This is a genomic window from Paenibacillus sp. JNUCC 35, from assembly GCF_058269095.1.
This window is the reverse complement of record NZ_CM177771.1, coordinates 5,394,261-5,418,493: the sequence shown is the minus strand read 5'-3', so window position 1 is coordinate 5,418,493 and position 24,233 is coordinate 5,394,261. Positions and strand designations below refer to the sequence as shown.

The 24,233-nt window shown below is 55.1% G+C and carries 24 protein-coding genes; 17 read left to right on the top strand and 7 right to left on the bottom strand.

The genetic code is table 11. The features are described from left to right. Positions 1-45: 45 nt before the first annotated feature. Both AC2TF6_RS24430 and AC2TF6_RS24425 read left to right on the top strand, forming a co-directional pair. Complete coding sequence (locus tag AC2TF6_RS24430; protein WP_491308890.1) at positions 46-1,017, top strand: ABC transporter ATP-binding protein; 972 nt, start codon at positions 46-48, stop codon at positions 1,015-1,017. Further along, the gene (locus AC2TF6_RS24425; protein ID WP_491308889.1) at positions 1,014-2,114 is read left to right on the top strand and encodes an ABC transporter permease; all 1,101 of its coding nucleotides are present in this window, start codon (positions 1,014-1,016) and stop codon (positions 2,112-2,114) included. The genes AC2TF6_RS24430 and AC2TF6_RS24425 overlap by 4 nt, the downstream gene beginning before the upstream one ends. Before the next feature lie 93 nt (positions 2,115-2,207). Here the strand turns inward: AC2TF6_RS24425 and AC2TF6_RS24420 are convergent, their stop codons facing one another. Beyond that, a complete protein-coding gene (locus AC2TF6_RS24420) occupies positions 2,208-2,921 on the bottom strand; it encodes a stalk domain-containing protein (RefSeq protein WP_491308888.1) in 714 nt (237 codons plus the stop codon). Between the two features lie 214 nt (positions 2,922-3,135). Here AC2TF6_RS24420 and AC2TF6_RS24415 point away from each other — a divergent pair, with 214 nt between their 5' ends. Both AC2TF6_RS24415 and AC2TF6_RS24410 read left to right on the top strand, forming a co-directional pair. Further along, positions 3,136-3,396, top strand: coding sequence for a hypothetical protein (locus tag AC2TF6_RS24415; protein ID WP_491308887.1), 261 nt, complete (start codon positions 3,136-3,138; stop codon positions 3,394-3,396). A gap of 103 nt (positions 3,397-3,499) precedes the next feature. Next, complete coding sequence (locus AC2TF6_RS24410) at positions 3,500-5,281, top strand: B12-binding domain-containing radical SAM protein (RefSeq protein ID WP_491308886.1); 1,782 nt, start codon at positions 3,500-3,502, stop codon at positions 5,279-5,281. Positions 5,282-5,616: 335 nt separating this feature from the next. Here the strand turns inward: AC2TF6_RS24410 and AC2TF6_RS24405 are convergent, their stop codons facing one another. Beyond that, positions 5,617-6,594 carry a LacI family DNA-binding transcriptional regulator gene (locus AC2TF6_RS24405; RefSeq protein ID WP_491308885.1) on the bottom strand — a complete coding sequence of 326 codons (978 nt, stop codon included), beginning with the start codon at positions 6,592-6,594 and terminating at the stop codon, positions 5,617-5,619. 237 nt (positions 6,595-6,831) lie between these two features. On the opposite strand from AC2TF6_RS24405, the gene AC2TF6_RS24400 reads away from it, so the two are divergent. Next, positions 6,832-7,641, top strand: a complete 810-nt coding sequence (locus AC2TF6_RS24400) for a Cof-type HAD-IIB family hydrolase (protein ID WP_491308884.1) — start codon at positions 6,832-6,834, stop codon at positions 7,639-7,641. Between the two features lie 127 nt (positions 7,642-7,768). On the opposite strand, the gene AC2TF6_RS24395 is transcribed toward AC2TF6_RS24400, so the two are convergent. The 3 genes from AC2TF6_RS24395 to mnmL are packed head-to-tail and all read right to left on the bottom strand — an operon-like array spanning position 7,769 to position 10,317. Further along, entirely contained in the window at positions 7,769-8,734 is a 966-nt protein-coding gene (locus tag AC2TF6_RS24395) for a type I phosphomannose isomerase catalytic subunit (protein WP_491308883.1), read from the bottom strand. Beyond that, the gene (gene mnmM / locus AC2TF6_RS24390) at positions 8,731-9,336 is read right to left on the bottom strand and encodes a tRNA 5-(aminomethyl)-2-thiouridylate-methyltransferase MnmM (RefSeq protein ID WP_491308882.1); all 606 of its coding nucleotides are present in this window, start codon (positions 9,334-9,336) and stop codon (positions 8,731-8,733) included. Before mnmM ends, AC2TF6_RS24395 begins: the two co-directional genes overlap by 4 nt. Before the next feature lie 12 nt (positions 9,337-9,348). Next, positions 9,349-10,317 (bottom strand): tRNA modification radical SAM protein MnmL/YtqA, encoded by a 969-nt coding sequence (gene mnmL / locus AC2TF6_RS24385; protein WP_491308881.1) that lies wholly within the window; start codon positions 10,315-10,317, stop codon positions 9,349-9,351. Between the two features lie 158 nt (positions 10,318-10,475). Between mnmL and AC2TF6_RS24380 the strand changes: the two genes are divergently transcribed. The 3 genes from AC2TF6_RS24380 to trmB all read left to right on the top strand — a co-directional run bounded on the left by AC2TF6_RS24380 (position 10,476) and on the right by trmB (position 12,245). Then, on the top strand, positions 10,476-11,072 hold the full coding sequence (locus tag AC2TF6_RS24380) for a WGxxGxxG-CTERM domain-containing protein (RefSeq protein ID WP_491308880.1): 597 nt from the start codon (positions 10,476-10,478) through the stop codon (positions 11,070-11,072). Between the two features lie 93 nt (positions 11,073-11,165). Beyond that, positions 11,166-11,348, top strand: coding sequence for a hypothetical protein (locus tag AC2TF6_RS24375; RefSeq protein ID WP_491308879.1), 183 nt, complete (start codon positions 11,166-11,168; stop codon positions 11,346-11,348). Between the two features lie 165 nt (positions 11,349-11,513). Further along, positions 11,514-12,245, top strand: a complete 732-nt coding sequence (gene trmB / locus AC2TF6_RS24370; RefSeq protein WP_491308878.1) for a tRNA (guanosine(46)-N7)-methyltransferase TrmB — start codon at positions 11,514-11,516, stop codon at positions 12,243-12,245. Here the strand turns inward: trmB and AC2TF6_RS24365 are convergent. Together AC2TF6_RS24365 and AC2TF6_RS24360 are read right to left on the bottom strand one after the other, a co-directional pair. Next, complete coding sequence (locus AC2TF6_RS24365) at positions 12,242-13,378, bottom strand: UDP-N-acetylglucosamine--LPS N-acetylglucosamine transferase (protein ID WP_009672245.1); 1,137 nt, start codon at positions 13,376-13,378, stop codon at positions 12,242-12,244. The two genes, trmB and AC2TF6_RS24365, sit on opposite strands and share 4 nt — an antisense overlap. A gap of 55 nt (positions 13,379-13,433) precedes the next feature. Next, complete coding sequence (locus AC2TF6_RS24360; RefSeq protein ID WP_491308877.1) at positions 13,434-13,961, bottom strand: phosphatase PAP2 family protein; 528 nt, start codon at positions 13,959-13,961, stop codon at positions 13,434-13,436. 341 nt (positions 13,962-14,302) lie between these two features. On the opposite strand from AC2TF6_RS24360, the gene AC2TF6_RS24355 reads away from it, so the two are divergent. The 9 genes from AC2TF6_RS24355 (at position 14,303) to AC2TF6_RS24315 (ending at position 24,175) form a co-directional block, all read left to right on the top strand. Continuing rightward, positions 14,303-15,475: a glycosyltransferase family 4 protein gene (locus tag AC2TF6_RS24355; RefSeq protein WP_491308876.1), complete on the top strand. Its 1,173-nt coding sequence runs from the start codon at positions 14,303-14,305 to the stop codon at positions 15,473-15,475. A gap of 414 nt (positions 15,476-15,889) precedes the next feature. Further along, positions 15,890-17,119 (top strand): glycosyltransferase family 2 protein, encoded by a 1,230-nt coding sequence (locus AC2TF6_RS24350; RefSeq protein ID WP_009672028.1) that lies wholly within the window; start codon positions 15,890-15,892, stop codon positions 17,117-17,119. A 276-nt stretch (positions 17,120-17,395) separates the two neighbouring features. Beyond that, on the top strand, positions 17,396-17,896 hold the full coding sequence (infC, locus tag AC2TF6_RS24345) for a translation initiation factor IF-3 (RefSeq protein ID WP_491311713.1): 501 nt from the start codon (positions 17,396-17,398) through the stop codon (positions 17,894-17,896). Positions 17,897-17,955: 59 nt separating this feature from the next. Further along, entirely contained in the window at positions 17,956-18,156 is a 201-nt protein-coding gene (gene rpmI, locus AC2TF6_RS24340; protein ID WP_009672104.1) for a 50S ribosomal protein L35, read from the top strand. Positions 18,157-18,200: 44 nt separating this feature from the next. Next, positions 18,201-18,560 (top strand): 50S ribosomal protein L20, encoded by a 360-nt coding sequence (gene rplT / locus AC2TF6_RS24335; protein WP_009672035.1) that lies wholly within the window; start codon positions 18,201-18,203, stop codon positions 18,558-18,560. Between the two features lie 566 nt (positions 18,561-19,126). Beyond that, positions 19,127-20,869 carry a biosynthetic-type acetolactate synthase large subunit gene (ilvB, locus tag AC2TF6_RS24330; protein WP_491308875.1) on the top strand — a complete coding sequence of 581 codons (1,743 nt, stop codon included), beginning with the start codon at positions 19,127-19,129 and terminating at the stop codon, positions 20,867-20,869. 1 nt (position 20,870) lies between these two features. Next, positions 20,871-21,359 carry an acetolactate synthase small subunit gene (gene ilvN, locus AC2TF6_RS24325; protein WP_326053960.1) on the top strand — a complete coding sequence of 163 codons (489 nt, stop codon included), beginning with the start codon at positions 20,871-20,873 and terminating at the stop codon, positions 21,357-21,359. A 221-nt stretch (positions 21,360-21,580) separates the two neighbouring features. Beyond that, the gene (gene ilvC / locus AC2TF6_RS24320) at positions 21,581-22,573 is read left to right on the top strand and encodes a ketol-acid reductoisomerase (protein WP_491308874.1); all 993 of its coding nucleotides are present in this window, start codon (positions 21,581-21,583) and stop codon (positions 22,571-22,573) included. 54 nt (positions 22,574-22,627) lie between these two features. Further along, the gene (locus AC2TF6_RS24315) at positions 22,628-24,175 is read left to right on the top strand and encodes a 2-isopropylmalate synthase (RefSeq protein WP_491308873.1); all 1,548 of its coding nucleotides are present in this window, start codon (positions 22,628-22,630) and stop codon (positions 24,173-24,175) included. Positions 24,176-24,233 lie beyond the last annotated feature (58 nt).

Genomic DNA, 24,233 nt, shown 5'->3' with positions numbered 1-24,233 from the left:
CGCCGGAACAAAACGTACATAAAAATGGAAAAAAGGAGGCTGGGAATGCCGCAGACGGACGGAATATCAGACGAAATTCTTATTGATGTGGACGGGCTGGTCAAAACGTACGGAAGCTTCACGGCCGTAAACGGCGTGCGCTTCCAGGTGCGCAAGGGAGAGGTGTTCGGGCTGCTCGGTCCCAACGGTGCGGGCAAGACCACGACCATCGAAATGATGGAAGGGCTGCGCAAGCCCGACGGAGGAACGGCGCGTATTGCGGGTTACGACACCATCCGGGAGCTTCGCAAGGTCAAGGAAGTGATCGGCGTTCAGCTGCAATCGACCTCCCTGTTCGATCTGCTGAAGGTGCGCGAGATCGTGGAGATGTACGCCAGCTTCTATCCGAAATCGGTGCCTGTCGGCCCCCTGCTCGCGGATATGACGCTGGAAGAGAAAGCGGGTGACCGCGTGAAGCACCTGTCCGGCGGACAGAAGCAGCGGCTCGCCATCGCGATTGCGCTGGTCAACGACCCGCAGGTGCTGTTCCTGGACGAGCCGACTACGGGTCTCGACCCGCAGGCGCGGCGCACGCTCTGGGACATTATCCTGCGCCTGAAGGAGAAGGGCAAGACCATCGTCCTGTCCACGCATTACATGGACGAGGCGCACGTGCTGTGCGACCGGATCTGCCTGATCGACAAGGGGCAGGTCGTCGCGCTGGATACGCCGGCCAACCTGGTGCGCAGCCTTCAATCGGAGAACGCGATTGAATTCCGGCTGCCCCAGGCGGAGTCGGCTTCCCCGCGGGAGCGGACGGAGCTGACGGACACGCTGCGCAGGCTCCAGGGCGTGAAGCAGGTGGAGCTTGCCCGCGACACCCTCGTGCTGTACACCGACCATCTCCAGCAGTCGCTCACCGGCCTGATCCGGGAGGCGGAGCTGCGGGGCTGGAAGCTGACGGATCTGCTGACACGGACAGCCACGCTGGAGGACGTGTTCATTCACATGACAGGAAGGAGCCTGAGAGAAGAATGAAAGCGTACCTTCAATTGACGCTCGCACAGCTCCGGATTTTTATCCGGAACAAGCAGGTGCTTCTCTGGTCTTTTCTGTTCCCTGTCTTCTTCATGGTCATGTTCGGCACGTTCTTCGGAGGGGGCAGCAGCCTGTCCATCAACGGAGTCGTCATCGACCAGGACCGGTCGGCCCAGTCGGCTCAATTGGTCGGCGCTCTGATGAAGACGCCTGCCATGAAGCTCAAACAGGAGGAGTACACGGCTCCGGGGCTCCAAAAGCTCAAGGACGGCAATCTTCAGATGGTGGTCGTCATCCCCGCCGGATACGGCAACAGACTCGATGCCGCCGTCAAGGGGGGAGAGGCCTCCTCCGTCAACGTTTACTATGACCAGACGAACATGATGACCGCCGAGCTCGGCAAAACCGTCGTGGCCCAGGTGGCGGACGGCATCTCCAAAGAGAAGACCGCCTACAAGCCGGCGATAACGGTCAAAGCGGAAGGCGTTCAAGCGCTGAAGCTGTCGTATATCGACTTTCTCGTTCCCGGCATCGTGTCGATGATGATCATGTCCAACAACCTCAACGGTGTGGCGGGACAGATCGCCTCCTGGAGGGAGAGGGGCATTCTTCGCCGGATGCAGAGCACCACGTTGAAGTCGTCCACGTTCATCGCCTCCCAAATCACGGCGAGGCTCTTGCTGAACGGACTGCAGGCGGTAATCGTTCTGCTCATCGCGTCCGTCATCTTCGGAACGAAAGTGAACGGCTCGTGGGGGCTGCTTCTGCTTTTCGTTATTCTCGGCACGCTGGCGTTTATGTCGGTCGGCTTTATCGTCGCGTCGCTGGCGAAAACACCGGAAAGCGCCGGACCGATCGCGGGATTTATTTCGTTCCCGATGCTCTTTCTGGGGGGCGTCTTCTTCTCGGCGGACAGCATCCCGTCTTTCCTCCAGCCGGTCGTGAACCTGATCCCGATCACGCATCTGTCGACGGCTATGCGGCAGGTCATGAACGTGGGGGCGGATTTAACCGTGCTGTGGCCGCAGGCCCTTATCCTCGGCGGCTGGATGGTCGTGGCTTTCGCGATCGCGAGTTTTACTTTCAAGTGGGAGTAAGGCGGACGTCATAAAGGAACCGCCTGAACATAAAGAACCGTTTCCGTAACAGGAAACGGTTCTTTTATTGTTTTGATAAAAGGCCCCGTGCATTCAGATCGGAAGAGCCAGATAAGCGATGTCGATAATCTTTAACGTAAGAGGATCGATTGTATACTGCTGTTTGTACCGGTCAGTGAATGTCTTTCCGTCCAGGTTATATTCGATTTCTCCCTTAATGGTAACGATGGTTTTCCCGCCTGCGATCTCATGGGTGGCGATGATGTTGCGGTTCAGCTTCCGCAGGGGAAGATGGTCCCCCGGACGCGAGAGATAGCTGCCGTCGCTTTCTTTCATATAGCCGTAGTCGAAAAAGCGGGCGGCCAGATTCGGTCCGTAGACGGTTTCGAGCTGTTTCAACAGTTCTCCGCGGCCCTTCTCATCTAAGGTTCCTTTATCCGGCTGATAAAGGGTGTCAAACGTCCATTGCTCCACGGCGCCGTAATAATCTTTGGCAGCGACGGAAAGATCTTCTTTTGCGGCCGATGGCTTGGTCTTGTGAATTTCCGCTTGTTTGAGCGAATCGTTCCAGGTCACGGAAGCTCCGAGCAAATCACCCAACGATTTCAGGGGGACATACGTGCTGCCCTCGTAATTTAGAAGGGGAAGATCGGGAGAGCTGTATGTCTGCCCGTCAACGGTTACCGGATAGGTCGCCGCTTGAAGAAGATAGTCGATTACAGGCTTGGCCCACACATCTGTCTGGGAGAAGAGCGTTCCGATCAGAATGCCTCCCGTTAAATAAAAAACCGGCTTTTTGCTTTTCATTATCGAATCCCTCCTGAATTTTCGGCCCGTCCGGTTTATCCGTGAACTAGGTCCGGCCGCTTTAAAACTTTAGACTGCATGGACAGGAGAAATGTTTCAATAAAAGAAAAATATGCAAGTTTTGCGATTTACGGTTTCTCCAAACAGTATGACCCGGCGTCTAAAAGGGCAACCTGATACTTAAATGACAGCGCTTTAAAAGGAGGAGACGCCCATGATCTTGTACCAGCTAACCCAATGGCTTCAGGAGCATACCAGCATCCGCAAGGCGATTCAGCAGGAGGCGGGGGACCCCGGCGAACTTATGCAGCGCAAGGAACAGGTGGAGCGGCAGCTGTTGGAACAGGCGGAGCGGTGGAGGAACGTGTACGCCGATGTGCCTGCCCTGCCCGCCGCCGATCAGTTTCCTTCCTGGTCTTCCGAGACGGGCGCCGGGTGGGAGGACACAGAGCCGGAATTCGACACGCCGCGCTGACAAGGCGCATGCGCCCGTATCCCTCCGCTTTGTCAACTCGGCGGGGTTCGTGTAGAATAAGAACGATCCTTGATTTTATTGATAAAAGAGGTTGTAAACGACCATGAATATCGTTCTTGCCACATTGAACGCCAAATACATTCATACTTCGCTGGCTCTGCGGTACCTGAAGGCATTCAGCGAGCCCGAATTTCCGATTGATATCGTGGAGTACACGATCAAAGATCCGGCGATGAACATCGTTTCGGACTTATACGGCAAAAATCCCGACGTGCTCGGTTTTTCATGCTATATCTGGAACATTGAAGAAACGCTCCGCGTCATCCGCATGATCAAAAAAATCCGTCCCGATCTGACCATCGTACTCGGCGGACCGGAAGTCTCCTACGATACGGAGGAATGGATGCGCACCGTTCCGGAAGTGGATTTTATCGTCATGGGCGAAGGGGAAGAGACGTTCAAGCATTTCCTTCAGGAGCTGTCGACTACGCGGAAGTTTCATTTCGTGTACGGCATCGCGTACCGCAAAGGGGAAGAAATCATTTTGACCCCCGGCCGTCCGAAGCTGGACCTGAATGCGATTCCTTCTCCGCACCGGTTCGAAGAAGATCTTAAGGACCTCGGGAACCGGGTCGTTTACTTCGAAACGAGCCGGGGCTGCCCGTTCTCATGCCAGTTCTGCCTATCCTCCATCGAGGTGGGGGTGCGCTATTTTGATATGGAGCGGACGAAGTCCGAAATCCTGTATCTTATAGCGAACGGAGCCAAACTTATTAAGTTTGTCGACCGGACGTTTAACATTAAGCGGGATTACGCCCTGGAAATTTTCCAGTTCCTGATTGACAATCATCAGGGCTGCGTGTTCCAGTTCGAGATTACGGCCGATATTATGCGGCCCGAAGTGCTGGATTTCCTCGCCGAGAACGCGCCTCCGGGAATTTTCCGCTTCGAGATCGGCGTCCAGTCCACGAACGATGAGACGAACAACCTGGTGAAGCGCCGCCAAAATTTCGCCAAGCTTACCCGCACGGTGACGAAGGTGAAGGAAAGCGGCAAAATCGACCAGCATCTGGATCTGATCGCAGGCCTTCCCGAGGAGAACTACGACTCCTTCCGCAAAACGTTCAACGACGTCTTCGCGCTGGGCCCCGAGGAGCTTCAGCTCGGGTTCCTGAAAATGCTCCGGGGAACCGGTCTGCGCATCGATGCGGCCAAGTACGGCTACATTTTCATGGATCAGGCGCCCTATGAGATTCTGGGCAATGACATTCTGCCGTTTACCGACCTGATCCGGATCAAACGTGTAGAAGACGTGCTGGAGAAATACTGGAACGCCCACCGCACGGACCATACCGTGAACTACTTGATTGCCTCGGAATTTTCTTCGGCATTCGATTTCTTCCAGGAGTTCGGCGATTACTGGGAGGAAAGAGGCTGGCAGAAAATCGGCCACCAGCTGGAAGATTTATTCACCCGGCTTCATGCTTTCCTGACCTGGCGGGGCACCAAACGGATGGACGTTATCGAAGGGCTGATGAAGCTTGATTATTTCCTGAATCACAAATACAAGCCGCGTAAAATCTGGTGGGATTTCAAGCTGGACAAAGCCGAACAGAGCGATTATTTAAAAAGAGCCGCGGATCGTCCGGATGAAGTTTCCGACAATTTCAGCGAGCTGCGCATGGGCGAAAAGGACCTGCACAAGCATGCCGTCATCGAAGTGGTCCCGTTCGACCTCCAGCGCTACCTGCAGGACGGCTCGCTCGATACCTCGGCGGAATCGCTGCTGCTGGCCGTGTACCGGCCGGAAGCGGGCGGTCGACCGTCCGTGTATTCGATGCCGCTGGGCCGTGCATCGGCGGCGTCCGCGTCTGCCGGGAACTGAGCAGGCGCACGGCAGAAAGGCTCCCGTTCCTCTTTTACAGAGGGCGGGAGCCTTTTTTTGTTTGCGCATGTGCTTCGTAGTGAGGCGACGCGCTCGGTTCCTTTTGCCGGATTTATCACGTATCCGATGTTAGGAGCCTCACGCGGCCGGGTAATGTTGGCTGGTCCGGGTCCGCGACCAGCTTCCCGGGGCGAAGCCGCATGACGCGCGGCAACTTCGCCCCGGGCGCCTGTTGCAGCCCGCCGCGCTGCCGGGCTCCTGCCGAGCGGAAGGGCGGCAAGACGGGCGCCGACGGCATGCCGCTCCGTGCCAAGCCCGGCACTCTTGAAGCGGCGCTACACGGTCGCGCGTTCAATGAGGCGGAACGGCAGCTCCCGGTGTTCCACGGGGCTGGCGGGGTCCTGCAGCCGCTTCAGCAGCAGGGAGAAGGCCGTGCGCCCGATTTCGACGAGCCGGTTGTCGATTGTGGTGATATCGAACAGCTGCGCAATCGGGTGGTTGTCGAAAGAGACGATCGCCAGATCCTCCGGTACGCGGAGGCCGTTTTTGACCGCCTCGCTGATGATGCCGGCGGCTACCTGGTCGCCCGCCACGAGCAGAGCGGTCGGACGCTCCTCCATGTCCAGGATGCTGCGGACTACCTCCGCCCCGTCTTCGATGGAGTAGATCTGGTAGAACATCCACTCCTCCCGGACGGGAACACCCGCTGAAGAGAGGGCGTCGGAAAAGGCGCGCCGCCGGTTCCGGCTGTTAAAGCTGTGCCCCCGCCCCAGACAGTAGCCGATGCGGGTGTGCCCTTTTTCCAGAAGAAGCTGCATGGCCAACCGGAAACTGCCGTAATGGTCGATATGGACGGACGAGATCCGGTCGCTCTCGATATATTCGCAGGCAATGATCGGTCCGAACTGCGAGTAAGCCTCGATGACTTCCCACTCCAGGGATCGGGAACAGATCAGCAGGCCGTCGATCTGTTTGATCTTTAGCATGTTCAGCAGCTCGGTCTCTTTATCCGCCGCATAATTCGTCTGGCTGACGAGCAGATGCACATTGGCTTCCAGCGCCTCCTGCGCGATTCCTTCCATAATGCTGTTGAAGTAGGGCAGATTAAGGTAGGGGATGACCACCCCGACCATGTTCGTTTTGCCGGTGATGAGATGAACCGCATTCACATTGCGGGAATAGTTAAGGCGGTGTACGACTTCCTGTACAGCCGCGCGTTTGGCTTCGCTGACGTAAGGATGGTCGTTGAGCACGCGGGAAACGGTCGCTACGGAGACTCCGGCCAGTCTGGCAATGTCCTTGATGTTGGGCATAGGTCCGGCCTCCTTTCTGTCCTCAGTTTAAAGCAGCTCGATCGTCCGCGTCAAAAATTTCGGGAGAGAGACTTGACGTGAAAAGCATTTCATACTTTACGCTTAATTCGCAAGCCTTCACGTCCCCGTCCGGCGTAACCTCCGGGGCGTTACAGATGAGGCGGAGGGCTTCTTAACAAGACCTTGATACCTCGACAGATTTTTAGAACGAACTTATACCGGAAGGGGTATAGAGAGATGGAGAGAGCGATCGTATTTTTTGATATCGACGGGACTTTGCTGGATGAAAATAAACAGATTCTCGCATCCACCCGTAAAGCCGTCAGGCTGCTGCAGGAACGGGGCGTGTTTACGGCCATAGCGACCGGGCGCGTACCGTCCATGTTCAAGGATGTGAGGGAAGAACTCGGCATTTCGTCCTACGTGTCCATTAACGGACAGTACGTGCTGTTCGAAGGCCGTGAAATTTATACGAATCCGATGGATCCCGCGAAGCTTGCGGAACTGGTCCAAGCGGCGGACGAGCAGGGCCATCCCCTGGCGTACTGCGGCCACCCCGAGACTCGCGTAAGCAGCTCGCATCCGCATGTAAAGGAAAGCTACGATAACCTCAAGCTTCCGTGTCCGGAAGCCGATCCGGAGTTTTACAAACATTCTGCGGTATTTCAGGGACATTTATTCTGCGACGCCGAAGCCGAGAAACTGTACGCGGAGCGGTATCCGCATTTTCAGTTCATCCGCTGGCACGAGCATGCTCTTGACGTTCTGCCCGCCGGAAGCTCCAAGGCGATCGGCATTCAGGAAATGCTCAAAGCCGTCGGAATTCCGAACGAAAATTGTTACGCTTTCGGCGACGGGCTGAACGATATTCAGATGCTCACCAGCGTAGGAACGGGAATCGCGATGGGTAATGCGGCCCCCGAAGCGAAAGCCGTGGCGGATGTGATCACGGACTCATGCTCCGAAGACGGCATCCTCAAGGGACTTGTCCGGGTAGGGCTGCTTCCCGAAGAGGCTCTGGAGAGTCTGGGCGAACATGCCCGTTGAGACCTTTCGTCTCGCACAACGTTAAAAAGCCTTCTTCCTTTTCGTGCGTCGGCACGGAGGGAAGAAGGCTTTTTTTATGTTCGGCCGCAGGGGCTTATCTATAGGCTAAGAGCCTGACGCTTCGGGTCTAAGGCAGATAAGAGCGCAGCACCGTCTGGCTGCCGCTTAGCGTGTAGCCGCCCAGCGTGGCCGGCAGCAGGAAGCAGTCGCCCGGCTTCATCGCCAGGGAGCCGTCCGCCCATTCCAGCGAACCGCTGCCTTCGCAGGCGATCAGCAGCGTGAAGCTTTCCGGCGTTGTGGACAAGTTCCACGGAGCGGTTACGATGCCTTTTTCCACCACAAAATAAGGGGAAGCGGCCAGTTCCAGCCATTCGTTCGGCGCAGCGTCCATCGTTTTCATGAAAGTAGCGCCGGCCTTTCCGAAGGCGATGACGTTCAGGGAGTCTTCGATATGAAGCTCCCGCGGCTTGCCGTCGAGTCCGGGGCGGTTATAGTCGTACAGACGGTAAGTCGTGTCCGAGTTTTGCTGGATTTCCGCTACCAGCACGCCGGAGCCCAGCGCATGGACCGTACCCGAAGGAATATAGAAGCTGTCGCCCTTCTCGGCTTCCACGGACATCATGGTATCGAGAATGCGATCCTCTTGAACGGCCGCTTCGAATTCGGAACGCGTGATTCCGTCCTTCAGCCCGTAGATGATCTTGGCTCCGGGCCTAGCGTCCAGCACGTACCACATCTCGGTCTTTCCAAGCTCGCCCTGCGCGAGGTTCTCATAGTCATTGCCGGGGTGTACCTGAACGGACAGGTCGTCGTTGCAGTCAAGCAGCTTGACGAGCAGAGGAAAACGTCCGTTTCCGGCGGAAGCGCCTTTCGTACCGAACCATTCGGCGCCCAGCTTTTCCCGGACTTCGTCCAGGCCGAGGCCTTTCAGCTCTCCATTCGTAACGGTAGAGGTGCCGTTCGCATGATCCGCGATCATCCAGCCTTCGCCGACATGGCCTTCGGGAATCTTGTAGCCGAATTCCTCCAGGGCGCGGCCGCCCCATACACGGTGTTTAAAATCGGGTTGAAAATGAATCGGGTAAGGTTTCATTTCAGTACTCCTCTCGGTTTCTTTTTCTCTATACCAATCAAGTAAGGCGACCGTGCCGCACTGTTGATAAACCGGTAGCAGAGCACGCTCCACTTCTCCTGGGGAAGCCCGGCGGCCCAGCTTTCGACCGCCTGCGCCTCGGAAGCTCCGCCATCGTGGCCCGGATACAGGGCGATGGTGAGGATGCCGCCTTCGCGCAGAAGTAGGAGCGCGGCTTCCAGAGCGGGCAGCGTGGAAGCCGGCACGGTAATTACCCCGGGATCTGCGCCGGGCAGATACCCGAGGTTGAACATGACGGCGGCCGTCCGTCCCAGACAGTCGTCCGGGACAGCGTCCGCCATGTCGGCATGGCTGCGCAGCAGAAGCGAGACCCGCTGCGCGCCGCCGGAGTCGTCCAGCTCGCGTTCCAGCCGCGTACGGGCCGTATCCAGCGCCTTCGGCTGGATATCGAAGCCGTACACGCGTCCGCCGCGGCCGACGAGCCTGGCGAGGAAGAGGGTGTCCACTCCGTTGCCTACGGTGGCATCTACCACCGTATCGCCGGGGCGGACACGTTCCTCGATCCATTTATGCGCGCAGCTCAGAATGGAGAGAAATCCCATGGCGTCCTCCGCTTATGCCGGTCCGGCGGGGGTTGCGGGCGTCCAGAGCTTCCCCTGCCAAGTATCCCGGCGTTTGAGCTCGGCGTCGATCGCGTTCAGCACTTCCCATTTCTTCAGGCTCCACATGGGGCCGATGAGCAGATCGCGCGGCGCATCGCCGGTCAGCCGGTGAACGATCATTTCCGGCGGAAGCAGCTCGAGCGTATCGACGATGAGCTTGATGTATTCGTCCTGCTCCAGGAAGCGCAGCAGGCCCGCTTCGTACTGCTTCACCATCGGCGTTTTGCGCATCAGGTGGAGCAGATGGATTTTGATGCCCTGCACATCCATGGCGGCGACGGCTTTCCCGGTCTCGATCATCATATCATCGGTTTCCTGAGGCAGTCCGTAAATAATATGCGCACACGTGCGGATGTTGTGTTTTCTCAGCTTGGCGACCGCTTCCGTGTAGCACTGCGTGTCATGGGCCCGGTTAATAAGGGTCGACGTGCTTTCGTGAATGGTCTGAAGGCCCATTTCGACCCACAAGTAGGTGCGCTCATTAAGCTCGGCCAGATATTCCACGACATCGTCGGGCAGACAGTCCGGCCGCGTGGCGATGGAGAGCCCTACAACGCCGGGCTGCTGAAGAATGACTTCGTAATACTCCCGCAGCTCGTCCACGGGCGCGTAAGTGTTGGTGTAGGCTTGAAAATAGCCGATGTACTTCGCATCCGGCCATTTCTGGTGCTGGCGGTCCCGGATCGTGTTAAACTGCGTCACCAGGTCGTCGCGGCGTCTTCCCGCAAAGTCGCCGGACCCTCTTGCGCTGCAGAACGTGCAGCCTCCGGTAGCGATTTTGCCGTCCCTGTTCGGGCATGTGAAACCCGCGTCCAGCATGACTTTAAATACCTTCTCGCCGAACTGGCGGCGCATCTCGTAATTCCATGTATGAAACCGTTTATCCCCCCACAGGAGAGGCTCGGTTGTAATTGCGTTCATGAGGTTTCAGTACTCCTTTTTCAATCTGACTTTTCCTATTGTAGCCCAAAACAAAAGGGAATGCACCCCTTCCTCTGCCAGTATGTACCCCGTTTAAAGCAACCCGGGTCGGACATCCTAAGGGAGCAATAAAACAACTGCTTGAAAGGGGACTGTCCATGAAAAAGCTTCGCTATGCTACGCTTGCTGTTGCCCTGACTTCTATGCTTACGGTGGGTGCCGCGCACGCCAGCACGTTGGGAACAGGTTCGACAACAGGAACGACCAACACGACGGTGACCGGCACGACGACTCCGGGGACAACCATGAACGGTGTCAACCCGAACGCCACAGCACCGGATCAGTTGAACCGCGCATACAGCACGGGGCGTAACGCCGTAACAGGTACGGTAGGTGCTGTAACCGGCGGTGTGACCGGTGCCGTTACCGGTGCCGTAAACGGCGCAGCAACGGGTGCGACGACAGGCGCAGCGACAGGCACAACCAGCGGCGTGAATACCTACGGTACGGGTCACAACGTCAACACGGGCACGTACGGAACGACCGGTACGGTCGGTACCAACGGCAACCGTATGATGGACCGCATGAGCACGACGGGCACCAACAACCGCGGTGCTTACGACACGTCCACTTACCGTACGTACGGAACGACCCGCACCAATACGAACTGGGGCTGGCTCGGTCTTCTCGGCCTCGTCGGTCTGGCCGGTCTGGGCGGACGCAACAGAAGAGAGAACGAAATTCATAACCGTTAATCCACGGGAAGCAGAAGGGCATCTCTTTTGGAGATGTCCTTTCCCGTCTTCTTGAACGGACTTGTTAATTCGCTGACAGGGAGGTGAAAAGAGATGCTGACTCTGACCCGCAGCGGCCTTCAGGGGCAGGAAACGACTGGAATCACGCTGGAGCTTCCCCCGAAAGAAGCCATGATCCTGGCGGGAACCGCAAATTTTGCTTACGACGCCCGGACCGCGGCCGAAGTGCGCCGCAAAGTACGCCGTCAATTGGATGCCGTTTTGATTAACCGCTGACGCTTTTGGCCGGATAGAGCGTTGATTTTTAACGTTTCCGGGGCTTGCCGGATGCTTATTTTCCTTTGCATTTTCCGGGGGAATCGTCTATTATTTGAAGCATGTTTCCGTGATCCCACAGGGAATGGCTGCAGGTGACCGGATAAGGATTAGGGGAGGTAGGCAATGCGTTTAAGAGGAAGAAAAGGCATCCGGGAAGCAATCGAGAAGCAGCGCGATCTCATTGTTCTGGAACCGGCTTTATATAAAGGAAAGTGGGCGGAAGTGTTCGGGAACGGCAATCCGATTCATGTGGAGCTCGGGATGGGGAAAGGCCAGTTCATCAGTGAAATGAGCCGGCGCAATCCCGGGATCAATTTCATCGGGGTAGATATGTACGATGAACTGATCCGCAGAGCGAGCGAGAAAGTCCGGATCGCGCACGGCATCGAGGAATCGGCCGTGGATGTATCGCTTGAGAACATCCGGCTTGCTCTGTTCAATATCGAACGGCTGGAAGAAGTTTTCGACGAGAATGAACTGGAGCGGATTTACCTGAATTTCAGCGATCCGTGGCCCAAGAAGAAACATGCCAGACGCCGCCTGACTCATGCGGGCTTCGTCCATAAATACAAACACGCGCTTAACGATCGCGGCGAAATTCACTTCAAAACGGACTCCAGATCCTTGTTCGAATTCTCGTTGAATTCTTTTGCGGATCTGGATCTGAGAATGCGGAACATCTCTCTCGATCTGCACGGCGGTTTCGAAGAAGGGTTTAATCCGGATCACGTGATGACGGAGTACGAAACGAAATTTGCCAAGCAGGGCATGAATATACACCGTGTGGAAGTGGTGCTCGGGTCCCGGGCTCTTGCCGAACACGTGGAACGCCTAAAAGAAGAACAGCAGTCCTAGACGGACTGCTGTTCTTCTTTGTGTATAAGCGTCATGATGACTTGAGAGTAGTCCGTTTGGAACATATTGCGGCAGCTTTCCCGGATATCTTCCCGCATCCGCCGCATTTCGTTTCCGCGTTCCGATAAACCTTTGAACCACAAGCGGATGGTTTCTTCCGACAAAATGGACTCCCCGAAGCCGTTTTCCGTGAAGAACAGCAGATTTTCCTCTTCCTGTCCCGGGATAGGCTTGTGGAAGAGCATCGGAATGCCTTTGGCCAGACCTTCCGTGCAGGTCATTCCGCCCGGCTTGGTCACCAGCAGATCCGAGACTTCCATCAGCTTGTCGACTTCGTTCGTAAAGCCGAGCAGCTTCACGTGAGGATGAAGAAACCGCGGGTCCTCCTGGCATTTCGCCAATGCCTTCTGATTGCTGCCGAAGCAGAAGATAAGCTGGACTCGGTCGCGCCAGCGGAGCATTTCGTCCAGAACGGTGTCGCCCCCGATGAGTCCCCAGCCCCCTCCCATGACGAGCACCGTAGGAATGGAGGCCAGCTCGAACCGGCGGCGTATTTCCGTCTTGTCGTGAGGCTGGCGGAAACCGGGATGCACCGGAATGCCGGTGATTTCGATCTTGTCGCCGGCCACTCCGCGGTGGAGCAGCTTGGTTTTGACTTTGTCGGAAGACACGAGATATTTGTTGACTTCCGGCGAAATCCAGGTGCCGTGCACGTCATAGTCCGTTATGACCGTGCATAAAGGGACAGACAGTCCGGCCCGTTTCAGACGGGATACGACGATGCTTGGGAACGGGTGCGTGCAGACAATGGCGTCCGGACGCAGTTGGGTGATGATCTGGGCCGTCTGGGCGTAAAAGATCCGGTGAAGCGCCATTTGCGTGATGGGATTCAATGATTTTTTGTATTGGAAGCGATAAAGCTTTCCGTATAATTTCGGCTGGGAATGAAGCGTTTTGCGATAGGCGGAAAAAATCCATCTGGCTAACGTGGGGTGAAGGAAAGCGCCGAGTTCCAGAACGCGCGTCTGGATGCCTGGATACAGCTGCCGCATATTTTCGGAAAGGGCGTAAGCGGCCTGGGTATGTCCGGCACCGAAGCCTTCGGATAACAGCAGTACTCTTTTTTTGCGCAAGTCTATTCACCTTTCCTTCATATCCATGAATTTCCATCCTGTTACCATACTCAATTTAAGGCCACAGCGCAACGGAGGCAGCAGCCGCTCCCGAGCCGATTACCGCGCCGGCCAGGCAATCGCTGGGATAATGAAGCCCGAGGTACATGCGGGACAGAGCGACCAGCAGGGCGAGCGGAATGAGGACGAAACCTAGCACGGGCATGTGGGTCGCGAACGGGACGATCACAGAGAAGATGGCGGTCGTATGACCGGATGGAAAGCTGTGGTCCTGCAGCGGATTTCGGCCGGTTCTCGTATTGGGCACAACCAGATACGGGCGTCTGCGAGGATACAGTTTTTTGACGATGGCTACCGGAATATGGCTTATCGCAAGGGCGGCGAGCGCCTGAATGCCGGCAATCTGCCAGACTCCTTTTCCGAATAAGGACAGGAGCAGCGTGATCGCAATGGTGGCAGTCGCTCCCCCGAGATGAGTAAGCGTCCCGAGGATACCATCCAGTATGGTGTGCCGGAACCGCTGGTTGACATAGAGAAACATGCGTGTTTCGTGCCGGTGCATCCAATGAACGACTTTGCTCATGATGATGCCTCCTTCCCTGATAGCTAACAACCGTAGTGTACCTGTTAATTCTTAACGAGAACGACTGCTAATTCTTAAGAAAGGTTTAATTTTTCATGGATTTTCTTCGTTTCTTATTTTGACGAGGAATTTCCTCGGACACCTTCAGTATAAAAGCATTTTGTTAGCGCAGTATCAACGGAGGCCGCGGCCGGATATTTACAAGTTATTAACCGGGTTATGACTTTTCAAAGCTTTCTCGTTAACAAACGCCCTATACAATCGAGAAGAGAAACTCCTCGGAGCGCAGCGGACTGCAGTTTCCGGGGGGCATCCGAGCTGTGGAAACGGAGGGCTGTCTTATGAGAGTCGCGTTATTTACAGATACGTTTCTTCCCGATGTCAACGGGGTCGCCAAAACGCTGGGACGCTGGGTCCGCTACCTGGAATCCCGTGGAGCGGTGTGCCGCGTATTTGCGCCTGCGGCCGGGGAGGCCGGAACCTCGGGCATCCGGAGCGTGGAACGATTTTACAGTATTCCTTTCTCATTGTATCCGGATTGCAGAATGGCGATACCTAATCCCCTGCTGGTCGGCAGGATGCTCAAGGAATTCCGCCCGACCCTCATCCATCTGGCGACGCCGTTTAACCTCGGCCTGACGGGCCTCCACTACGGGAAAAAGCACCGCATCCCCCTGGTCGCCTCCTATCACACGCATTTCGACCAGTATTTGGCGCATTACCGCCTCCAATGGATGGAACCGATGCTCTGGAAATACCTGCTTTGGTTTCACCAAAACTGTGTAAAAATATATGTACCCTCGCCTTCGACCGGTAAAATACTCCATACAAAAGGGCTGACAGGTATCGAATTATGGGGGCGGGGCATCGATACGGCCGAATTCCGCCCTCATACGGACAGGCGGAAAGTTTTGAATAAGCACAACCTTTTGCCCGGCAAGTTCGTATTACTCTATGTAGGACGCCTCGCGCCCGAAAAAGGTTTGGATGCGCTGGTGCGCGCCTTCGCCAATCTGCCAGAAGCTTTCCGCGCGAAGTGCGCGCTGATCCTTGCGGGAGACGGTCCCATGCGGGCGGAGCTGGAGAAGCAGCTGGCCCCGTACCCGGACGTCCGCTTCTGCGGCTTCGTGGAGGGCAGGGAGCTGGCGGAGCTCTACGCGGCCGCCGACGTATTCGTGTTCCCGTCCGCCTCGGAAACGTTCGGCAACGTGGTGCTGGAGGCGATGGCGTCCGGAACGGCCGTCGTCGGTGTGAACGCCGGCGGAGTGGCGGATAACGTCAGGCATGGGTATACCGGCCTGCTTTGTCCGCCTGACGATGCGTCCGCTTTGGCCGCGGCGGTGCAAAGGCTTTACGAAACCCCCGAACTGCGTCGAAAACTGGCGCTTGAGGGCTGGTCGCACGCGCTTACCAGGAGTTGGGACTCAATTTTCGCAACCCTCTACGAAAGCTATAGGGAGGTTGCGGGAGACGCCGGCGGCGGAGCCCGAAGGGCGGCAGGCATCGTGAAATAAGCGCCGCACCCGGACAGTCCGTCCAAGTTGTTTTGGCCCTGCGGCTCGATTATAATGGAGCAGACGGCCTGGCCCGCCGAAAATTAAAACCAAAAAAAGGCCCGCAAACTTGGAGTTTTACAGAGGCCAAAGTCACAAAAAAGTAGAAAACCGGGGGAAGAAGCCGCAATCGCACATGAGAACGAGCGCCGATTACTTTACTGGGGTCTTTTCGCGCTAAAATGTTCGAACCGACCAAATAGTCCATTAATAGGGTTTTGACAAAAGCATGGAAACCCGTCACAATCAAGAACGATTGCATTGGCTTCTACAAAAAAATGATTACAATGGCTTCAAATGGAACAAAATGGGTTACATACAAAGCGATAAATATAAAAACAGACTTTGTTGTGAACATTAAAAGGGGGGTTTACGATGCTGGATACAATTTTGCTGGTCTTGCAAATTGTATTGGTGTTATTCGGGGCTTATCAGTTGTTTCTAACATTCTTTGGCTGGAAGCGTCCGAAAAAGAAAACGCAGCATCCGCCGCAGAAATCATTCGCAGTTCTGGTAGCGGCGCATAACGAAGAAGAAGTAGTAGGGGCCTTGCTCGAAAACCTGAAGCAGTTGGACTATCCGAAAGAGCTGTACGACGTTTTCGTCATTTGCGACAACTGTACGGACAGCACCGCCGATATTGTGCGCAGCCACGGTCTGTATGCGTGCGAGCGCAACAACCCGAATCTGCGGGGCAAAGGGTACGCCATCGAATGGATGCTCAAAGAGCTGTGGAAGCGTCCGCGCCAGTATGACGCCGTCGTGATGTTCGACGCCGACAACCTCGTCGGCCACGACTACCTGCGTCATATGAACGACGACCTGTGCAGCGGTTCCCAAGTCATCCAAGCTTATCTGGACACCAAGAATCCGAACGATTCCTGGGTTACGGCTTCCTACGCCATCTCGTATTATTTCGCGAACCGCTTCTGGCAGGTTCCGCGTACGAATCTGGGCCTCGCCAACTATCTTGGCGGTACAGGCATGTGCTTTGAGTCGAACCTGCTGAAGCAGATCGGCTGGGGCGCGACGAGCCTCGTCGAAGACCTTGAGTTTTCGATGCGCTGCGTAAAGCTCGGCGTTAAGCCGACGATGAACTACTATGCGAAAGTTTACGACGAGAAGCCGCTGACGTTCCGAGCGTCCGTCAAACAGCGCCTGCGCTGGATGCAGGGACACTTCGACGTCTGCCGCCGCTATCTGTTCCCGCTTCTGTGGCAGGGACTTAAAGAGCGCAGCTGGACCAAAATCGACGCCGCTTTCTATTCGGCTAACGTATATAACTATTTCTTCGGTTCCATCCTGAGCGTGGCGATCTGGATCAAAGCCATCGTACCGGGCGGAACGGACATGAATCTGTACGAATTGGCTCCGATTGTCAACGTCCTGGCCATCTCGATTTATGTGATGCTGCCGATCTCGCTGTTTATCGAGAAGGCGTCCGGCAAGACGTACAAGTACCTGATCGCTTATCCGATCTTCATGCTGTCCTGGTGGCCGATTACCGTATACGCGTTCTTCACGCAGAACAACAAGCAGTGGAGCCATACGAAGCATACGCGTGTTATTCGCCTGGAAGAAGTGCAGAGCAAGCAGGTCAGCTAACTTACGGGAATTCGAGCAGAATAAAGTTGACTTGTCTTCTCCGGAGTGGTATAGTAGTACGAGTGATTGCACAACTGCATATTTTTGAAAGAAGAGGCGCCCGCTTCTCACCTGACCGATTCCGTCGGCTGGTTACGATGAAATAACGTCAACGTTTTGTTTTGTGTGAACAAACGAACCGTGGGGATGTGGGCTGTTAGCCCGCATCCCTTTTTTATATCCTTGCAACAAGCTTGGAAACAATGGTTGGAGGTGGAGAATATTAGTAAAGATCACATGGTTAACGATGAGATTCGCGCGAAAGAAGTCCGTTTGATCGGGCCCGACAGCGAACAGCTCGGCATTAAACCGATTCGTGAAGCGCTCCAAATGGCGATTGACGCCAACTTGGATCTGGTGAACGTAGCGCCAACGGCTAAACCGCCGGTATGCCGCATCATGGACTATGGGAAATACCGTTACGAGATGCAGAAGAAAGAAAAAGAAGCCCGCAAGAACCAGAAAATCGTGGACATCAAAGAAATTCGCCTGAGCGCTACGATCGACGAACATGATTTCCAAACGAAACTGCGCAATGCGGTTAAATTTTTGAACGACGGTGACAAAGTGAAAGCTTCCGTCCGTTTCCGCGGCCGTGAGATTGCTCACGCCGAGAACGGAAGAAAAGTACTGCAGCGTCTGGCAACCGAAACCGAGGAGATCTCCAGCATGGAGCGCGCTCCTAAGCTCGAAGGACGCAGCATGATCATGATCTTGACACCGAAAGCAACAACCTAAATTTCCGGGCGCGTGTAAACGCGCCCTGCCTATGAATTTTATTTGAGGAGGACTTCCAGATGCCTAAGATGAAAACCCACAGCAGCTTGAAAGGCCGTTTTAAAATTACCGGTACCGGTAAAGTGAAAAGATACAAAGCTTACAGAAACCACCTGCTCAGCGGCAAATCCGGCCGTCAAAAGCGCGTACTCGCTACAAACCCGGTTATGGCTCCTGGCGATGTTAGACGCCTGAAGCAAGGCCTTGCACAAATTAAGTAATCACTTCGTTTCCATTACCCAAAATCGTTTAGGAGGTCATCATTATGGCAAGAGTCAAGGGCGGATTCACATCCCGTCGTCGTCATAAAAAAGTTCTGAAACTCGCAAAAGGTTATTTCGGTTCCAAACACCGTCTGTTTAAAACGGCCAACGAGCAGGTAATGAAATCCCTGCTTTACGCATACCGTGACCGTCGTACGAAAAAACGCGATTTCCGCAGACTGTGGATCGTGCGTATTAACGCGGCTGCTCGCGTAAACGGACTTAGCTACAGCAAACTGATGCATGGTCTGAAACTGGCCGGCATCGAAGTTAACCGTAAAATCCTGGCTGATCTGGCTGTCAACGACGCTAAAGGCTTCGCTGATCTGGCAACGGCTGCAAAGCAAAAAGTGAACGCCTAAACCGGCGTTTTCCGAATCGTCATGCGTGATAACCTCGCATGGCGATTCTTTTTTTGTCAGAGCTTGTAAAACGGGCTTACAATTATTTTAAAGAAAAGTTGTTGACTATAGAGAGCGGCGTGCATATAATTATCTCTAAATCAATATTCTAAATTGTAAGACTCATCAGAAATCGGCTATGAAGAGGACGAAGTTATAAGGGCCCTTATGCTCAGAGAGCGATCGGAAACGCTGAGACCATCGCCATAATCCCTTTGTACGAGCTCACCTCGGAGCTGTTTTCCTGAAAAGTAAGCGGGCTGGTTAAGCCTTAACGCTTGGTGATTAGGGAGAATCGGAGCGGCACACGTTACCGTGCCAAGTGTGCATTATGTCTGACATAATGTAACCTGTTAAGGTCCTGTGCCGCGAGGCGCACGACAAACTAGGGTGGTACCACGGAAGAATTCAAACCCCTTTCGTCCCGTATGACGCCGGAATTCCGGCGCCGGGAGGATTGGGGTTTTTTGCATGCTGCCATGTGTTGATTTTTTAAAAAATGGAAACGAAACGAGAGGAGGATTCTCATGAATGTGGGGACAGCCAAAAGGTCTAAAGAGGAATTGATGGAAGCGATGCGCAAGCCGGAACTGATTAACGGTTCGGAAATCTTGCTGCGGAGCCTGGTGCTCGAGGGTGTGGAATGCGTCTTCGGTTATCCCGGAGGCTCGGTACTTTATATTTACGACGCTATGCATGGATTCTCCGATTTTAACCACCTGCTGACGCGGCACGAGCAAGGCGCGATTCACGCGGCGGACGGTTATGCGAGATCGACTGGCAACGTGGGGGTTTGCATCGCGACGTCGGGTCCGGGGGCAACCAACCTGGTAACCGGAATCGCAACGGCGTTCATGGACTCCGTACCGCTCGTCGTCATCACCGGCAACGTAGCGACGACGGCGATTGGTACGGATGCCTTCCAGGAAGCGGATATCACGGGAATCACGATGCCGATTACGAAGCACAGCTACCTGGTACGCGATGTGAACGACCTGCCGCGGATCATTCACGAGGCCTTCTTCATTGCAAATACGGGACGCAAAGGCCCGGTGCTGATCGATATTCCGAAGGACGTATCGGCACAGACGGCCATGTTCCACCCGGCAAGCGAAGTTAACATCCGCGGATACAACCCGACGGTTCATCCGAACAAGCTGCAGGTAGAGAAGCTGATCAAGGCGATCGAAGAGGCGGAACAGCCGCTTATCATCGCCGGCGGAGGAGTCGTTTACTCCAACGCATCCAAAGAACTGCTGGAGTTTATCAACAAGACGCGGATTCCGGTCACGACGACGCTTCTCGGTCTTGGCGGATTCCCAAGCGCTCACGAATTGTGGGTCGGAATGCCGGGCATGCACGGCACGTACACGGCAAACCAGGCGATTCAGAATGCGGATCTGCTGATCTCGATCGGCTCCCGCTTCGACGACCGGGTGACGATGAAGCTGGACGGCTTCGCGCCGAAGGCGAAAAAAATCGCCCACATCGACATCGACCCCGCCGAAATCGGCAAGAACGTGAAGACGGACATTCCGGTTGTCGGCGATATCCGCTCCGTGCTGGAATACGCCAACACGAAAGCGAAGCCGGCCAAATCGGAAAACTGGATCGAGCGGCTTCAGGAGAACAAGCGGAACTTCCCGCTGAAGTATAAAGACTCCGACACGGTGTTGAAGCCGCAGTACGTGATCGAGATGATCAACGAAACGACCAAAGGCGAAGCGATCGTGACGACGGATGTCGGCCAGCACCAGATGTGGGTAGCCCAGTACTATAAATTCCAGCATCCGCGCTCCTGGATCTCCTCGGGCGGACTGGGCACGATGGGCTTCGGTTTCCCTTCCGCCATCGGAGCGCAAATGGGCAACCCGGATAAGCTGGTCGTCTCGATCAACGGGGACGGCGGCATGCAGATGTGTTCCCAGGAACTCGCCATCTGCGCCATCAACAACATCCCGGTCAAAATCGTTGTCATCAATAACCAGGTGCTCGGCATGGTCCGGCAGTGGCAGGAAATTATTTACGACAACCGGTACAGCCATATCGACCTCGCGGGAAGCCCGGACTTTGTCAAACTGGCGGAAGCCTACGGCGTTAAAGGTCTGCGGGCCACGAACAAAGAGGAAGCTCAGCGGGTTTGGCAGGAAGCTCTGGATACTCCGGGGCCGGTTCTAATCGATTTCGTGGTTGCCAAGCACGAGAATGTTTTCCCGATGGTAACGCAAGGCAGCACGATCAGCGAGATGTTGATGGGGGAGGACGACTAATATGATCACGAAACATACCATATCCATTCTGGTTAACAATCAGCCCGGCGTCCTCCAGCGGGTATCCGGCTTGTTCGGCCGCAGAGGATACAACATCGAAAGCATCACTGTGGGAGAGTCCGAAGAAACCGGACTCTCCCGGATGGTGATCGTCACCGAAGGCGACGACAATACGCTGGAGCAGATTTCGAAGCAGCTGTACAAATTGATCGATGTGATCAAAGTGATCGATCTCAGCAAAAATCCGATGGTCGCTCGGGAACTGGCTTTGATCAAGGTCAATTCGGAGCCCGCCCAGCGCCCTGAGATTCTCGGCATCGTGGACACATTCCGGGCCGCTGTAGTCGATATCGGTCCAAGCTCCCTGATTGTCCAGACAATCGGCGATTCCGAGAAAATCGATGCGATGATTGAACTGCTCCGTCCTTACGGAATTCGCGAGCTTTCCAGAACGGGCGTTACCGCGATGATCCGGGGCGCTATCAAGTAAAGCGGCCCTATACCGCCGGACTTTTTAACCTTCTACCTTCATTCTTCGTTCTTTGCAGAAATCAGATAGACCGATTCGTCGGCTAAGTCCCCTTGAATGGGACTTTCAGCCCTTAACTCTTTGCTGCTGCAAATCAGTAATTCATTGACGGTTGAAAGCTGAAAGGCCCATTCAATGGGGAAATCATACACGGTTATTTAATTTAAGGAGGATATTATCCAATGGCAGCTACTATGTACTATGAAAAAGACGCAGACTTCGCATCCCTTCAAGGTAAAACGATCGCAATCGTAGGTTACGGTTCCCAAGGTCACGCTCAAGCGCAAAACCTTCGCGACAGCGGACTGAATGTAATCATCGGTCTTCGCCAGGGTAAATCCTGGAACACCGCACAAAACGACGGATTTGAAGTGTTCACGGTTGAAGAAGCGGCTGCACGCGCAGACGTGATCCAAATCCTTATGCCGGACGAAACGCAAGCACGCGTTTACAAAGAAGCGATCGAGCCGAACATGAAAAAAGGCGTAGCGCTCATGTTCTCTCACGGTTTCAACGTTCACTTCGGTCAAATTAAAGCGCCTGCCGACGCAGACGTATTCCTCGTAGCGCCAAAATCCCCGGGCCACATGGTTCGCCGTACGTATGTGGAAGGTTTCGGCGTTCCCGGCCTGATCGCGATCGAACAGGACGCAACCGGCAACGCGAAGCAAATCGGTCTCGCTTATGCCAAAGGGATCGGCTGTACACGCGCGGGAGTTATCGAAACAACTTTCAAAGAAGAAACCGAGACGGATCTGTTCGGTGAGCAAGCCGTTCTTTGCGGCGGTGCGAGCGAGCTCGTCAAAGCTGGTTTTGAAACGCTGGTTGAAGCAGGCTATGCGCCTGAGATGGCTTACTTCGAGTGCCTGCACGAACTGAAGCTGATCGTTGACATGATGTACGAAGGCGGCCTGGCATCCATGCGCAGCTCCATCTCCAACACGGCGGAGTACGGCGACTATGTAACCGGCCCTCGCATCATCACGGCTGAAACGAAAAAAGCGATGAAAGACGTGTTGACGGATATCCAACAAGGTAAATTCGCACGCGACTTCATCCTTGAAAACCAATCCAACAACGCGTTCATGAACGCGACACGTAGAAACGAAGCCGAGCACCCGCTGGAGCAAGTCGGTTCCCAGCTGCGTGAACTGATGCACTGGATCAAGAAGTAAGCTGAGCCTGCCCGAATAGATAGCCAAAACTCAAGCTTCAGGAGGTGAACGCAAGTGAGAAAAATCTATGTGTTTGATACGACGCTCCGGGACGGAGAGCAGTCACCGGGGGTCAATCTCAACATGCAGGAGAAGGTCGAAATTGCGCTTCAGCTTGAGAAGCTGGGCGTTGACCGGATCGAGGCCGGGTTCCCGGCCGCTTCTCCGGGAGATCTGGAAGGAGTCGCTTCCGTCGCCCGCGCAGTGAGAAACGCAACGATTATCGGTCTTTCCCGCTCGCGGGAACAGGATATCGATGCGGCGCGCGAAGCGCTAAGGCACGCTCAGGATCCTTGCCTGCATTTGTTCTTGGCCACTTCGCCGATTCACCGCAAGCATAAGCTGCGGATGGAGAAGCAGCAGGTGCTGGAGACGGCTGAAGCCGCTATCCGCTATGCGAAGAAATATTTCGATAAAATCGAATTTTCCCCGGAAGATGCCGGACGGACCGAGCTCGACTTCCTCTGCGAAGTAACCGAGATGGCGATCCGCGCAGGCGCTACGGTGGTGAATATTCCGGATACGGTCGGATTTCTGAATCCGAGCGAGTTCGGGAACATTTTCAAAACGCTGAAAGAAAACGTGCCGGGCATCGAGAAAATCCAGCTCAGCGCCCACTGTCACGATGACCTAGGCATGGCTACGGCCAACGCGCTGGCGGCGGTTCTGAACGGTGCCGATCAAATCGAAGGCACCATCAACGGGATCGGCGAGCGTGCCGGCAATACGTCGATCGAGGAAGTCGCGATGGCGCTGGAAACCCGTCAGGAGTTTTTCCAGGCGAAGACATCCCTAGTGCTTTCCGAGATCTACCGCACTAGCCGTCTCGTCAGCAAATTGACGGGAATGGATGTGCCGGGCAACAAAGCGATCGTCGGCGCCAATGCCTTCGCGCATGAATCGGGTATCCACCAGGATGGCATGCTGAAGGAGAAAACGACGTACGAGATCATGTCCCCGGAGACGATCGGTCTCAAGGAAAGCAAGCTTGTACTCGGCAAGCATTCCGGCCGCCACGCGTTCCGCGAGAAGCTCGTCGATATGGGGTACGACCTCAGCGACGAGCAGGTGAACGCGGCGTTCGCTAAATTCAAGGATCTGGCCGACAAGAAGAAAAACGTGCTGGATGATGACATCCGCGCTCTTCTCGAAGAGAAGCTGGTCAGCACGCCGGAAGTATATGTGCTGGATTCCCTGCAGGTATCTTACAGCAACCAAGCCGTTCCGAACGCTGCGGTGCGTATCCATGCCGAGGACGGCAAAGTGCTGGAAGAATCGGCAGACGGCAACGGTTCCGTAGATGCCATCTACAACGCAATCGATAAAACGACCGGCGAGGAAGTGGAGCTGGAGGATTACACGATCAAATCGGTTTCCTACGGCAAGGACGCTCTCGGCGAAGTTCATGTCATTTTGGGCCAAAAAGGCGTTTCCGTACAGGGCCGCGGAATTTCCACGGATATTCTGGAGGCAAGTGCCAAAGCCTATATTGACGCCTTGAACCGTCTGATCGAAAAGCGCAAAACACCGACTGCCAAACGCAGCAATGTCACGTTGATTTAATACGCAGCACCTCACTCCCGCCGGGCGCGGAAGTGAGGTGTTTTGTTAACACGAAAGG